Below are 13,547 nucleotides of genomic sequence, written 5' to 3' on the forward strand. Positions count from 1 at the left end.
TGGTCAAAATAATCCTATGCCTCATCGACATAGACCATCACCGGCAGCCGGTCGTAATCCGGCAATGTGGCACGCTCCTGAGCAGCCTGGGCGATAAGTGCGATAAAGAACCGCCCAAAGATTTCGGTGCCTTGTTCTTTCAGCAAACTCTTCGACGTGTTGATCAGGATGAGCTTGCCCGCGTTCATCTCGGTGAACATGTCGAACTTCGATTGCGGGTTCGTGAACATCCGCTCAAAGGTCTGGTTCTCAAGCACGCCGTAGAGACGGCGCAGCACCTGGGTCTTGGTGTTGGTAAATTCCTTGCTGTTGAATTCGGTTTCAAAGAAACGCCGAGGTGTGCCTTCGAGCTTCTCAATATGTGCGCGATATTTATCGGTGCCGCCCGGTTCCATCAATTCTCGAAGCGTGTGGATCGTCGCATCCGGGATATGGAACATCAGTCGGGTGACATACCGGAAAACAACGCTCTGCTTGGCGGTCATGCCAGCAGACAAGAGCGATCCAAGCACAAAATCATAAAGCTCAATGATGGAGTTGGTCAGCCGTTCGCGCTCCAGATCGTCATAGCGTTCCAAGCGCTCTTGGCCGACCGAGAAGAGATTCAGACTGACCGGAAAGCCGATATCCTCGGGATCGATCAGGACAATGCGTTCCGGTGGTAAGGTCTTTGCCTTCAGGATCGTGTTGATCAAATCTCCCTGGCTGTCGATCACAATGACGGACTTGTCGTGGCGCATCGAATTGTCAGAGCGGATTGGCGGTGAGTTGGGACAGAGAAGCAATTTCGGATGGCGGAATGAATTGTCACGAAGCGTTGCAGATTGCCCGGTGAAAAACAACAGGTTCGCCCCTTGATGACCCAATCAAAGCGCGGGGTTTCGTCCCCATCGAACAGGATTGCCATGGCCTGCTTCGAGGTGTGGGGCGTGGAAGCGGCATAGATTTCGGGTGGTAGCTTTATGGGTAGCATATTGACCAGGGCGTCTTCACCACCACCCAGTGGTGGTACGTAGTAGCCATGGCCTGCTTTAGGCACGGTGAGTTGGGCGATGCTGTCCGCTGCCTCATGGTTGAGGACGTCGACCTCCTTGTCGAAGACAAGCTTACGCTCTTCGACGCTGAATGCGTTCGGGATCTCCTTCCAATAGTAGGTCTCATCTGACCGGCGATATAGGACAAGGATGACCGGCAAGTTAGAGTTGCGCCAATAGCGTAGATCCTCAGTTCTCAGCAGATATGTGAAGCCGTTGTCGTCCTCGTTGGAGTATCGAGCCTTGTCGGTTGCCTTGACCTGAACCACGATCATTTTCGCTAGCGGTGTTCCGTCATCCATGACTTCGGCGATGCCGTCGATGCCCGCTTCCAGGCGCGAACGCCCATCGAACTGAAATCCGATGTTCAGGAATCGTGTCTTGGCAACCGACTCCCCGATCTTACCTATCAGTTGACTATCTGTGATCCTCTTTGACATGTAGGCTTAATAGAACATTACGGAAACAAATCCCACACTCTTTAGCATTTCCCTGCGATCTTTGCGTTTGGTTTTTTGAGCGCTGAAACCGCGGTATGCGCCTAAACCTAACTTTTGATCGACGCCTTAACCTAATAAGTGAACGACTTCAAAACCTAAAAATTGCTCGACACACAAACCTAAGACATGTACAGCATTAAAACCTAAAACCCGACTGAACGGAGAGGTGGCATGGCGAGTGCTGCAGAGAAGCTCGCAAGCTCGTTGGAAGAGCTAGAGACACTACAAGCAAAAAGCGTGGTCGCCATACGATCGAAAGACCTTTCTCGCACACACCGAGAGCGGTTGATGAAGTCTGGTTTCCTGAAGGAAGTCATGCGGGGGTGGTACATCCCCTCCAGACCGGACGAAAACGCAGGTGAAAGCACCGCATGGTACGCATCCTACTGGGGCTTTTGTGCGCAATATCTTTCGGATCGGTTTGGTGAAGACTGGTCATTGTCGCCTGAACAGTCTCTCGTTCTTCAAGCCGGTGACACGACAGTACCAGCGCAACTACTGGTGAGGGCACCCAAAGCTGGAAACTCGAAGACCGATCTCCCGCACAACACATCGCTCTTTGAAACGCGTGCTTCGATTGCTTCCGGCGATACGCTGCGGATTTCAGACGGGTTAAGGCTGTTTTCGGTTGAAGATGCACTAATCCAGGTTCCAGAGGTTTTTTTTCGAAATCACCCTACAGAGGCCCGCACCATTCTGGCGGTTATACCAGATGCTTCACGCTTGCTTGGCAGGCTTTTAGACGGCGGGCACACACGTGCAGCAGGTCGCCTGGTCGGCGCGTTCCGGAGTATTGGTTCGGAGAAAATCGCAGATGAAATCCTGTCGGCGATGAAGGCCGCCTCTCACGAAGTGCGTGAAATCAATCCATTTGAGCAATCCATAACTGTCGCCAATGCAGGACGGATTACGTCTCCACATGTGCACCGTATCCGGTTGAAATGGGAAACCATGCGTGGTGACGTCATTAAGCTGTTTTCAAAAGCACAGCCCATCGCCAACGACATCGAGGCATATCTAAAACAGATCGACGACATCTATGTCACGGACGCCTATCACTCGCTGTCCATCGAAGGCTATCGCGTATCCCCGGAGCTGATCGAAAAAGTTCGTTCAGGAACGTGGAACCCAGAAGACAATGAAGAAGACCGCGCACTAAAGGACGCGCTGGCGGCACGGGGCTATTGGGAAGCATTTCAGCAGGTCAAGGAGAGTATCCGAAGGGTGCTGGAAGGTGCCGATGCCGACGAAGTTGTCGAGCAAGATCTGAGTGACTGGTATCGCAACCTTTTCGCACCATCCGTGACGGCCGGTATCTTGAAGGCCTCCCAACTGGCAGGCTACCGATCATCACCTGTCTACATTCGGCAATCCCAGCATGTGCCGATGAGTCCCGAAGCTGTTCGCGACTGTATGCCGGTGTTTTTTGATCTGCTCAAAGCGGAGCAAGATCCGGCAGTGCGGATTGTGCTAGGACACTTCATTTTCGTGTTCATCCATCCGTTCTTGGATGGCAACGGTCGCATTGCGCGCTTTCTCATGAATGTCATGATGGCAGCGGCCGGTCATCCCTGGACAGTGATCCGGGTCGAACAGAGATCTGACTATATGGCAGCACTGGAGGCCGCCAGCGTTCAAGGCGACATCCGGCCTTTCGCTAACTTTCTCGCGGCAACAGGGGTTGTAAAATGATTTGTCATACATGCAATCAAAAAATTGACCCACGGCCCGAACGGACCTGCTCAACCCTGGGTCCTAGCGACCGGAGAATGCCTGAACAGAGGGGGATTTAAAAAATGACAGGTCGTGGTTCACAATGGCGTCGATGGGAGCCTCATATACACGCGCCGGGTACTGTCATGAACAATCAATTCAAGGGCCCGTCGGCATGGGAGGATTACATATCCGCACTCGAAGCTGCAACACCTGCCATCGAAGCCGTTGCGGTCACCGATTACTACGTCACTGAGGCCTACGAACAAGTTCTCGACTATAAAAAGGCTGGTCGTCTCTCCACTACGAAACTGATTTTCCCGAACGTAGAACTGAGACTGGACGTCGCCTGTTGATTTCCGTTGAGAACTGACCCGGTATTTTCACCGAGATTTGACCCACTCTTGTTTATGTATCAGCGGTCAAGTTGTGGATATTATCAATCAGTGATTGTTTTATTGTTTAATGCTCTTCGCAAAAGCGAAAATATCCTCATTATTGTTGAATTTTCTTTACTTTTTCTTGAACACAGAGAAAAATTATCTCTGAGGCACGTTCGTGTCTCGTGGTGGGAAAGGAATACACAACCCAAACAGCTGTACGTTTAAGCAAATTTTATGCCGATTTTGCCGGTTGTTTGAAATGTATTAACTATACAGGCAGTCACCCTTTTTGGTGGCGTATGATGTTTGATTTTCATTAGGCCTATATCCGCATTGAAAAAAGCGGTGATAAGCCAGATCCGTTTAAGGATCCAAGCACAACATACCCAAATCCTGTTGAGCGCATACATCAACTACGCCGACTGGCACTCATCTGCCTCCTCGGCGCAGCTGGCTTAAGGGGGTATTGGATATGGTCGAGATAATTGACGACACGGACATTTTTGGCGATCTTCTTGTAATTGATGAAAGCTTCGGATTGCAAAACGGCCTTCCGCCCGACCCTGTTTCCGGCGAAGACAATGATGATAACGATATCTCTGCATCATTTGTGCCAACGGATCTTTCTGACTGGCTAACCGATGAATTTGGGGCAGATTTCGATGACGATATCATTGATGTCGCACTCAGTAAATTTGACATGGTTACTGCAGATGGCACCGAAGACGCAACATTGCTCGCGATGCCCTCCATCACCATTGATGGTTTCGAATATACAGAAACCAGCGCCGTTGCACTGGTCGCTTTGATAAATGACCCTGCGACGACGGCCCTCACCGGCGTTCACGCATATATAGATAGTGACGGTCATATTAACATCCGAAGCGAAATCGGTATTGAGATTGGCGATAATGATCTGGGTTTCGCCGCAACCGATGATGTCCCTTTGGTTCTGGACGACCCGCAAGCGTTTGACGCGACAAAAGTTTTGAGCCTGAGCGGAGAAAATCTAACACTTTTAAATTTCACCAGCGATTTCGGCACTTTTAATGTGTTCGACGGAACCACCGCCAACGGAATTGACAGCACTCTGATCGCAACAGGTGGCGCGGAAATTCATTTGTGGCTGGATGATGAAAACCCGAACATTCTGGTCGGATACACGGTTGATGAATTCGGTGTCCCGCAAGACCTCGCCGTCGTCTTTTATATGGAGCAAGACCTGAATGAAGACGTATCCGGGACGACAGATACGCTCGATGTCCGGTTCTGGACAGTGCAGGTGCTGCCGATCGCGAACATTCCTGAAAAAATTGAAGACATTGACAACCCTGACAACCCTGACAACCCTGACAACCAAGTTGGGATTATGGACAACGTTATAAAGGTCGAAGCACAGGACAGCCTGCAATTTGACGCCAATGAATCCCCGTCCGGGCAAAACCTGTTCATTACCTTTACCGAACTGAATGCCACTCCGGATTCCGGGCTCTTTTCACGAAGCGTGGTCGCGACCGGTCGCAATCCCCCAGATGAAAGCGCGGGCGAAAGCCTGAGCGATGCCGGCGCGGATTCAATTAACTCCTCCAAGGCCCTAGGGAAGGACCAGGTGTTTGGGGGTCAAACAGCCAGTCATTTGTCGCCTTGCAGCCGGGAGAAGACCCCGATGGCATTTTCCTGACCTTTGTCGAGAATTCGACTGAAGGATTGACAGTCCCCAACCTCGATCAAAACGAGGCAGACATTGAATCAAACATCCAGTTTAGCGACACATTTGGTGTGGGCGCGGCGAAATTCGACGTGATTCAAGTTGGCGGCGGGTCGAAAAAGGCCACCATGAAGATCACCGCCTATGGCGAAGAGGTGAATGAAGATATCGACGGCCTTGGCGGAGACGACGAAATTCTGGATGGCGACTTCTTCGTCGGCTTGCCTTGTCCCCCGGCGCGCTTTCAAGCAACAACTTCGTTGCAGGCGAAGCAGCGCTGGATGCAGATGACTACTTCATATTCAACGCAGCCGATCAACTATTGTTCGATGCCGATGGAAGTGGCGCAGGTGCAGCAACGGTCATTGCGTCGTTCGATACGGATATTGCCGCAATGGATATCTTCATCATCGCCTGAGCGTCGTCATTGAGTTAAGGGAAGCCGAGCCTTCTGGTTCGGCTTTCATCGTTCCTGATCCTGCGTCTGGACAAGTGAAACAATCTGAATTGCGTGTTTTTGGTTAAAGACCCCTCGGCTATCAAAACTGTCTGGCTGTATCCAGCCCAGTCGGGCCATCCATTTCAAAGAATATTTTCAATTCTTTTCGCGCAGCTTGTCGATTTTGCCCGCAAATAGCTCCACAGCTTCCCGCAGGGGATCGCCAGCGAGATGCGCGGCCGCTGAGCAAAACCGGCGCTGAATTGCTCGTCGAGCTGATCTCGCAGCGCTACGAGCGGAATTCCACCCTGATCACCAGCAATCTGCGGATCGAAGAATGGACTGATACCTTGGGCACAGAACGTCTCACAGGAGCGCTGTTGGACCGGCTGACCCATCATATGAACATCCTGGAAATGAACGGCGAAAGCTATCACCTTCACCAGAGTCGCGCCCGCCTCGCAAAATCCGGAAAATGATCTTCACGTGATTGGCCCGGCGGCCAATGCGCCTTGGAACGTGCCTGTTGTATGAGGGGCGCACGCCCCTACGCGCGCACCCCCAACTGGACTACTTTTGCTCAGCCCCAGCGGCTGGTTTTTACGCCGCCGTTGACATCGCAGATAGTGCGCATTGACTAATACGATGCGTTGGATCAGTACGGTAAAAAAATTAACCGTGGAAAAAAGAACCAGATATCATTGATTTGATTGGCTTTAAAGGTATCCGTAGCGTGGAGTTCGGCCAAATGACATGCCACTCATTTTGCGGTAGCATGTATTCAGCAAAGATGAGGAAAAAACATGGATTCCTATTTAATTGTTATCAATCCCAACTCATCGGAAGTAGTCACTGAGGCGATAGCGGAATCCCTGCGACCCCTGTCAAAAAGCGGTGTGCGATTCAGGTGCCTGACGTCCTCGGAAGGTCCGCCCGTCATCGAGTCGCACCGCGACGTTGCGGCCTCCATTGGACCAATGCTCAAGGTCGCGGATACCGCGGCAACGGATGCCGCAGGTTTCATCATCGCCTGTTTCTCGGACCCGGGCCTACATGCTTTGCGTTCATCGGTGCATGTGCCAGTAATTGGAATCCAGGAAGCTGCTATTTCGGTTGCATTGTCGATGGGAACCCGGTTCGGCGTTGCGGCCATTTTGCCAGCATCGGTCGAAAGACAACGGCGAGGCTTCATGGCGCAGGGTGTGACCGATCGCTGGGCGGGAAGCTTGCCTCTGGGGATGGGCGTGACGGAACTTGCCGACCGAAAAAAGACGCTGGCGAGGCTGGTCGAGGTGGCGGCAGAGCTTCGCGACGGGCGCGGAGCCGATACAATCATTCTCGGCTGCGCCGGGATGGGAACTTATCGGCAGGAAATTCAGACAGCGATCGGCCTGCCGATCATCGATCCTGTGCAGGCGGCGGCCACACTTGCGTTTGGCCAAGTTCTATTTGCCAAACATGAACTTAATACTCTGGAATAGGATTTATTTAACTTAGACGGGGCGCGCACGAGTGAAAGAACAGTCTATCATAGACCTTATCTCGCCTGCCGAGCGTTTTACCAAAGCAATTGCGCTGGCGGATGGCTCTGGACCCTCCTGCAGTTACGGCTCGCTTGTAGAGACGCTGGACAAACTTGGATCGGACCTGCGCCACATAATGCGTGGAGAAGGCCGAGTGCGTTTGATGACGGTCTTACCGGACGGCGCGGCCACAGCGGCAGTCCTTCTGGCCTGTCTGGATAAGGCGGCACTTGTTCCGGCCAATCCCGGACTGACAGTGCCTGAACTTGGCCTTTTGGCCGATTCAACTGCGTGTATCGCTGTTGTGACTATGGCCGATGATACGGCGACGTCTGACAAGGTCACGGCATTGGGCCTGCCAATCCTTCGGATCGAACGGTCGGACAATCATTGCGCCGATGTTCGCCTGTCGCGGGATGCGAAACCACTGGTAAGCGGCTCTCGCGAGGGTGAGACGATCCTGATCCTGACTACGTCGGGGTCAACCGGAGCGCCGAAGGCTGTGCCACTTGATCTGTTGGCGTTGTTTGCCTCTGCCAACAACATAGCGGAGACCCTTGAACTGGGCCCGGAAGATACTGCGCTTCACATGCTTCCGATGTTTCACATTGGCGCGATTGTAGACCTTCTTCTTGCCCCCCTGTCACGCGGGGGAGCTGTTCATTTTGCGAAACGTGGTGGCGTAGAGGATATGCTTGTCGCCCTTGGTAGCTCCGAGGCGACTTGGCTGCAACTTGTACCAACGATGCTGCAGAGTTTCCTGACCTCTTCTAGAACCGAAGATGTCCGCAGGAACTCGGGCAAGCTTCGGTTTATTCGATCAGTGTCTGCAGACCTAGCCCCATCATTACATCTTGAGGCCGAGGAGCTTTTTGGCGTTCCGGTCATCCAAATGTACGGAATGACCGAAACGGCTGGCCAGATCGCATCCATGCCGCTTCCACCAGGCCAAAGGCGCCCCGGAACGGTTGGCCGCGCAGCGGGACCTCGGATCGCCATCCTTGATCGTGCGGGGAATCCGTTACCTATCGGTCAGGAAGGCGAGGTTTGCGTTTCGGGAGCAACCTTAATGCGGGGGTACCTGGACCAACCAACGGGCACGGGTTTTTTCGGAGAATGGTTCAGGTCAGGCGACCTGGGGAAGCTTGACGAGGACGGAACTCTTACGCTGACAGGGCGGTTGAAGGAAATCATCAATCGGGGCGGTGAAAAAATTTCGCCTGTCGATATTGAGCGCGCGCTTCTTGCACTTCCCGGTGTGAAAGAGGCCGTGGCCATAGCCAAGCCGCATCACTCCCTCGGCGAAGAGCCTTATGCGATTGTCATCCCCAAGGGCGAAGATAAGCTCGACTCGGGCGAGCTTAGGCGTGCACTTAAGCAGCTTTTAGCCGATCACAAAATTCCACGCCATATTGAGATTCAAGATGACCTTCCCCGACTGGGGTCGGGCAAGGTCGACCGCCGTGCACTCGCGGTAGAGTCCTATCGGTCAACGACGTCTAAGCGCACTAAAACTGGAAACTACGAACCGAAAACCCGAAGGGTTGCGGATATCTGGGCATCAGTCCTGAACGTGGGAGTGCCGGTTGCAAACGACGATTTCTTCGACTTGGGCGGTGATTCCTTGTTGGCGACAACCCTGATCCTGCGCGTCGAAAGCGCGACGGGCCGCAAGCTTCCGCCCGACATTCTTTTCGAGGCTCCTTTGTTCGGCGATTTCACTAAGGCCGTCCTTGCGGCCCCGTCTTCTGGCACCGCCAGGGAACCAATGATCGCTGCATTACAACGCGCGACCGCTGGGTGGGACGGCGCACGCACCGGCCAGTTTGGCCTAATGCTTGGGCATGGGCTGATATCTCGGAAATCGCCTATTTTCTTCTGCGCACAAGCACGGCACCAATATGTCGATCTAGTGTCCAACTTATCGCGAAACCAGCCGGTCTTCGTGATGCGTTCGCTGAGCCGTCTGAACAGGTATCGGATTCTGGCCGAGTACCCTCACGCGCCGATCGGCCGCTTGAAGTCGAAAGAGAATACACAACGTTTGGCCAAGGTCTATGCCGAAGACATCAACATGATCCAGCCCGAGGGTTCGATCCGGATTGGTGGTTACTGTCAGGGCGCGGTTCTTGCGCGCGACATTGTCGACGCGCTGAATGAGCTGGGTCGCGGTGTCGACTTATTCTTTGTGATTGATCGCGTCTTTCCCACTCCCGTTAATGCGCCAACCCTGCTGTTCTGGAGCGAGACTACTGAGCATTCGGGGCGGAGCCTATTTTTGAACCCGGAACGGCATCTGGCGGCTATGTACCCATGCGGTGTGACCTATGCACCTGTCAACGCTCATCATTACAACATCGTACAGGGAGAGTGGGCCAAGCGATTGGCCAAAGAGATTGGACTTGCAATCGAGCATCCACCGACGCCACTTGTGCACGAGTTGCCGGACCGACAGCATGCAAACATCCGCCTTTCTTCGCCCCGTTGGGTGCTTGCCGGATCGACAGTCCAAGTGCGAGCCGAAGTGACGAATAAGAGCGATCAAGCCTGGCCTGCTAGTCAGGACGGCGGGCCGCATTTGGCCTGCCGCTGGTTGAACCTGGATGGGCATATTCGCAACGTGTGCGCCGCCACAGCCCCACTTGCCGAAATGGTACAGCCGGGCGAGAGTGTCACGCTGAAATTGGGCGTTCCGGTGCCCTCTAAAAAAATGCCCTATGTCCTTTTAGCCGATTTGGTCGAAGACGGTGCATATTGGTTTCACCAACGCTGCGGCCGCGCCGGGCGGCGGCTGGTTTTTCCGCGGCTGTGGGGAGACCTTAACCCAATATGACAGGCACGCTAGAGGGCCAACGGTGCCCGAAGCGATGGACATATTGCAGATGTGCCTTATCTTTGACTTGAGCGTTTCGACCAATGAGCGCTGCGGTGAGCGCGCCAATCATGACCCGCGCAAGGGGCGCCCCGATGCAAGAATGGCGACCACGCCCAAAGGTCAGCACCTCGCTGTGGTAACGGTCGGGATCGAACAGATTCGGTCTTTCGAACACCGCAGCGTCCCTGTTCGCCGAGCCAAGCGCAAGAAGAACTGGCTTATCGGACTTGATTGCAACACCGTCAATTTCCGTGTCACGACGAGCAACACGAGGGATTATTTGACCCGGCGTTTCAAGGCGCAGGACCTCTTCTACCACGCCTGTGCGCCTGCCTTCAGCAATGGCGGCGCGCGCTTCTTTATCAATCAAAATAAGCGCCGACGCGACAGCGGCCCGGATATTTTCAATGCCGTCAGCCAGGATGAGAAGCGTTAGATCGGAGATTTCGATGTCAGAAAGTGTTGCACCATCTACATCTATCTTGATCAGGTAAGACATCAGGTCGTGAGTTGGTGTGTCCCGCCTTTTCGCCACGATGGGTAGAGTCGCCTCGCGGAATACCTGAAGCCCAGCATTGACTTGAGCCAGACGGTTGGCGTCACTTAACGGAGCAAATAGCTCGAAGAAGACGGCAGAGGCTGCGGTTAACTGGTCGATTTTTAATTTGTCTAGTCCCGTGAACTGCTGCATGACGCTAAGCGCAAATGGCGAGGAAATATCCGTGATAAGGTCGCAATTCTTTGGTGCCTGCTCGACGAGTTCGATGGCGCAATCGTCGAGTTCTTCCGAAACATCGGCGAGTCTTTTGGCAAATGCTGCCGACAGAGCGCGACGCGTAACGACATGTTCCGGTTTATCTTGGAACGGCGGGATGTTCGCTGCAACATGCGCGGCGGTGCGCGTGAGTTTGAACCGTGGGGCAAGTCCGGAAAACCGTGATGGAGCATTTCCCAGATCCGGATGCGTCATCGCTGCCTTTACGGTTGCATGATGGACAAGAAGATGCGCCCCGGACGATGTTATGTGCACAGGCCCCAGATTCCTTAAACGCTCGTAAACCGGATAGGGTTTGGCAAAAAAGGAAGCCGCCGTCAGGTCGACAATCCCGCCCTGACTTACGCTCAAGAACCTGTCAAGAAACCGTGGCAGGCGCATTGAGCAGCTCACTTATTTCGCGGACGTCGCTTTCAAGATGGTACTGGATCCGTTCCCTTTCGTCCTGATTCAACACTTGTCCGCTGGCCATGCGCGCGAGGATATCGATGTCATAAAACCTAAGTGCCGCCGACAGGACCATGACCTCGTCCATAAGATCCGCCGTTGTCGAGGGCGAACACATGTCGGACACGTTGTCGGAGCCAAGTCGCACGTGGACGCCTTTTGCCGCAAGATCCAGAACCCGCGTAATCGAATTGGTTGTCGGTGTCATCACCGGGCGAAGCTGTCGCATCCCTAGAGCGGCTGTTGGACAGCAGATTACACCGACATTGCATTCTAGGAGACCGTCTACGAGGCGGCGGAAGCGCGTTTCGTCGTAGGTTGTTGGTGAAATTACGTGAACTGCCCAGACCATCGGGGTTCCATCAGGTGAGCTGGGCACACCTTCGCGGCGGACAATTTTGACCAAAGCTTCGGTCGCATTCTCGGTCGGCTGATTTCTTTGATCGGTGTGTACGTGGATGAACTTTCCCAGGCGACGAGCAAGATCGAGGATCCGGACGCAGCATTCCTCAAACCCGATGTGATCAGGATAATCGCTGCGGTTGTCACGCTCGGGCAAGGCGCCGATAAAATCGGATAGATTCGCGCCTTTTTCCAGCAAGGTCCATCGGTCGGGACGGTTGGCGGGGAAGCCGAAAGGATTGTAACTCCCGGTACGGAAAGTGATCCGCCCCTCGTTCTCGCGGGCAATGATGTTTGCCGTTTCAATCGCTGTGAGCCCGACATCGTCGTCGGTTACGTCGATAACGCTGTCTGCGGTCGTTGCGCCCGAACTTACCAGATCATCCATCGCCTGGGAAAGCCGGGAGCGAAGGCCATCATCGGTGTAAGCGTCACTGGCGTGTAGGCTTGATATCAAGCTGTGTTTTTTCTGGAGAGATATATGGGAATTGCGGGCGATCCCGCCAGATGCGCCTCCGAGGTGCTCCGGCTCGAGTGTGTAGGCGCGATCGAGGTGAAGGTGCGCGTTGAACAACCCACCGAAGTCCGCAACCGCCTTTCGCAGCCTGTCAAAATATGGTGAACGCAAAGTCACTGATTCCCCTCCTCACCATGCCCATAACCCTAGATTAGACCGTAAATACAAGCAACTGGGCTTTGCGAGAGCCGTGTTCTCCGATACAAATGGGCAAGCGTAAGCCGCGAATGTCGTACTGAACATTGGGGATGAGCTAGAGAGCCATGGAAACAGAAGTCTGGTCAGACACCTCGACTGAAAGGATTCGAAAACCAGTTCGTGTTCACGCCGGGTTGCACAAATGTCTGACAATGTACCAGCGGCGAACCTATAAACGGGCTTGTCGCCTATCTTTGAGCAGACCGCGGAGTTTCAAACATTTTTATCATCGGATCGAAGATTTCTATGAGAAGTGCGAAGATTATCGGATATCGTCGATCAGCGGCTATGCGCTTGAATTGTCGCGTTTTGAAGATGTCCGGATTGTCCGTTTTATCCGAGATCCCCGTGACCTGATCGTATCTGGTTATTTCTATCACCTAAAGGGTGCCGAACCCTGGAGCCGGGTGATCGACCCAAGTGAAGACGACTGGGGAACGGTACGGGGCGCACTGTCGCCACGTCTGAGTAAAGGCCAATCGCTGATGACCTACCTGGAAGGCGTTTCGCGCGATGAGGGCATGCGTACCGAGCTTGAATTCCGACGCTACCACATTGAATCGCTGCGAGATTGGCCCACGGATGACCCGCGTGTGCGTCTATTCAAATACGAAGATATCATTGGCAACGAAGTCGAGACATTTCGCGAGATCTTCGATTTTTTCGGCTTTTCAAAGTTCGAGCAAATGTGGGGGCTATACTACGCCGACCGCCATGCTGCGGGTCGCAGCATGGCCCGGACAGACCACATCCGCGATCCGCGAAGCGGGCAATGGCGGGACAAACTACCCGAAGATGTCGTCGACGCGGTGGAGCGTGACTATGGCGATATTCTGCAACGATATGGCTATCCAGAGCGCTGAGTCCTCCGCCACTTTGCCCTCGTGTCATTTATATAGAGGATCAGGTGTCTTAGCCCCCTAAAACTGTGCCACTACTTGAGTGTTACAGAAGGAACGAGGGATGGCTCGAAAACGGTATTCGGATGAGGATGCGCTGAAGATATTGCGCGAGATTGATGTGCACCTGCACG

General features: G+C 53.6%; 11 protein-coding genes and 1 pseudogene. 8 read left to right on the forward strand and 4 right to left on the reverse strand.

Annotation, left to right across the window (positions count from 1 at the left end; genetic code table 11):
• Positions 1 to 14: 14 nt before the first annotated feature.
• Complete coding sequence (locus tag AC2D8P_RS14355) at positions 15 to 740, reverse strand: type IV secretory system conjugative DNA transfer family protein (protein WP_484703488.1); 726 nt, start codon at positions 738 to 740, stop codon at positions 15 to 17.
• A complete protein-coding gene (locus AC2D8P_RS14360) occupies positions 713 to 1,474 on the reverse strand; it encodes a DUF4365 domain-containing protein (RefSeq protein ID WP_484703489.1) in 762 nt (253 codons plus the stop codon). Before AC2D8P_RS14360 ends, AC2D8P_RS14355 begins: the two co-directional genes overlap by 28 nt.
• Positions 1,475 to 1,705: 231 nt before the next feature.
• Between AC2D8P_RS14360 and AC2D8P_RS14365 the strand changes: the two genes are divergently transcribed.
• The 7 genes and pseudogenes from AC2D8P_RS14365 (at position 1,706) to AC2D8P_RS14395 (ending at position 10,133) form a co-directional block, all read left to right on the forward strand.
• Entirely contained in the window at positions 1,706 to 3,226 is a 1,521-nt protein-coding gene (locus AC2D8P_RS14365) for a Fic family protein (protein ID WP_484703490.1), read from the forward strand.
• A 167-nt stretch (positions 3,227 to 3,393) separates the two neighbouring features.
• Complete coding sequence (locus AC2D8P_RS14370; RefSeq protein WP_484703491.1) at positions 3,394 to 3,603, forward strand: hypothetical protein; 210 nt, start codon at positions 3,394 to 3,396, stop codon at positions 3,601 to 3,603.
• 493 nt (positions 3,604 to 4,096) lie between these two features.
• A complete protein-coding gene (locus tag AC2D8P_RS14375) occupies positions 4,097 to 5,311 on the forward strand; it encodes a hypothetical protein (RefSeq protein WP_484703492.1) in 1,215 nt (404 codons plus the stop codon).
• Positions 5,275 to 5,769, forward strand: coding sequence for a hypothetical protein (locus tag AC2D8P_RS14380; protein WP_484703493.1), 495 nt, complete (start codon positions 5,275 to 5,277; stop codon positions 5,767 to 5,769). Before AC2D8P_RS14375 ends, AC2D8P_RS14380 begins: the two co-directional genes overlap by 37 nt.
• Positions 5,770 to 6,016: 247 nt before the next feature.
• A pseudogene (locus tag AC2D8P_RS14385) lies at positions 6,017 to 6,256 on the forward strand (ATP-binding protein); the annotation flags it as partial.
• A gap of 324 nt (positions 6,257 to 6,580) precedes the next feature.
• Positions 6,581 to 7,258: an aspartate/glutamate racemase family protein gene (locus tag AC2D8P_RS14390; RefSeq protein WP_484703494.1), complete on the forward strand. Its 678-nt coding sequence runs from the start codon at positions 6,581 to 6,583 to the stop codon at positions 7,256 to 7,258.
• A 31-nt stretch (positions 7,259 to 7,289) separates the two neighbouring features.
• Positions 7,290 to 10,133 (forward strand): AMP-binding protein, encoded by a 2,844-nt coding sequence (locus tag AC2D8P_RS14395; protein WP_484703495.1) that lies wholly within the window; start codon positions 7,290 to 7,292, stop codon positions 10,131 to 10,133.
• On the opposite strand, the gene AC2D8P_RS14400 is transcribed toward AC2D8P_RS14395, so the two are convergent.
• Together AC2D8P_RS14400 and AC2D8P_RS14405 are read right to left on the reverse strand one after the other, a co-directional pair.
• Entirely contained in the window at positions 10,120 to 11,331 is a 1,212-nt protein-coding gene (locus tag AC2D8P_RS14400; protein ID WP_484703496.1) for a cytochrome P450, read from the reverse strand. The two genes, AC2D8P_RS14395 and AC2D8P_RS14400, sit on opposite strands and share 14 nt — an antisense overlap.
• Positions 11,309 to 12,433: an amidohydrolase family protein gene (locus AC2D8P_RS14405; protein WP_484703497.1), complete on the reverse strand. Its 1,125-nt coding sequence runs from the start codon at positions 12,431 to 12,433 to the stop codon at positions 11,309 to 11,311. The genes AC2D8P_RS14400 and AC2D8P_RS14405 overlap by 23 nt, the downstream gene beginning before the upstream one ends.
• 275 nt (positions 12,434 to 12,708) lie before the next feature.
• Here AC2D8P_RS14405 and AC2D8P_RS14410 point away from each other — a divergent pair, with 275 nt between their 5' ends.
• On the forward strand, positions 12,709 to 13,377 hold the full coding sequence (locus AC2D8P_RS14410; protein ID WP_484703498.1) for a sulfotransferase domain-containing protein: 669 nt from the start codon (positions 12,709 to 12,711) through the stop codon (positions 13,375 to 13,377).
• Positions 13,378 to 13,547: the final 170 nt, after the last annotated feature.

Source organism: Roseovarius sp. YIN77 (genome assembly GCF_057219155.1).

What these genes read in the sequence shown, in the direction of transcription:
- AC2D8P_RS14355 (WP_484703488.1), bottom strand. Translation starts at nt 740, where the DNA reads ATGCGCCACGACAAGTCCGTCATTGTGATCGACAGCCAGGGAGATTTG.
- AC2D8P_RS14360 (WP_484703489.1), bottom strand. Translation starts at nt 1,474, where the DNA reads ATGTCAAAGAGGATCACAGATAGTCAACTGATAGGTAAGATCGGGGAG.
- AC2D8P_RS14365 (WP_484703490.1), top strand. Translation starts at nt 1,706, where the DNA reads ATGGCGAGTGCTGCAGAGAAGCTCGCAAGCTCGTTGGAAGAGCTAGAG.
- AC2D8P_RS14370 (WP_484703491.1), top strand. Translation starts at nt 3,394, where the DNA reads ATGAACAATCAATTCAAGGGCCCGTCGGCATGGGAGGATTACATATCC.
- AC2D8P_RS14390 (WP_484703494.1), top strand. Translation starts at nt 6,581, where the DNA reads ATGGATTCCTATTTAATTGTTATCAATCCCAACTCATCGGAAGTAGTC.
- AC2D8P_RS14400 (WP_484703496.1), bottom strand. Translation starts at nt 11,331, where the DNA reads ATGCGCCTGCCACGGTTTCTTGACAGGTTCTTGAGCGTAAGTCAGGGC.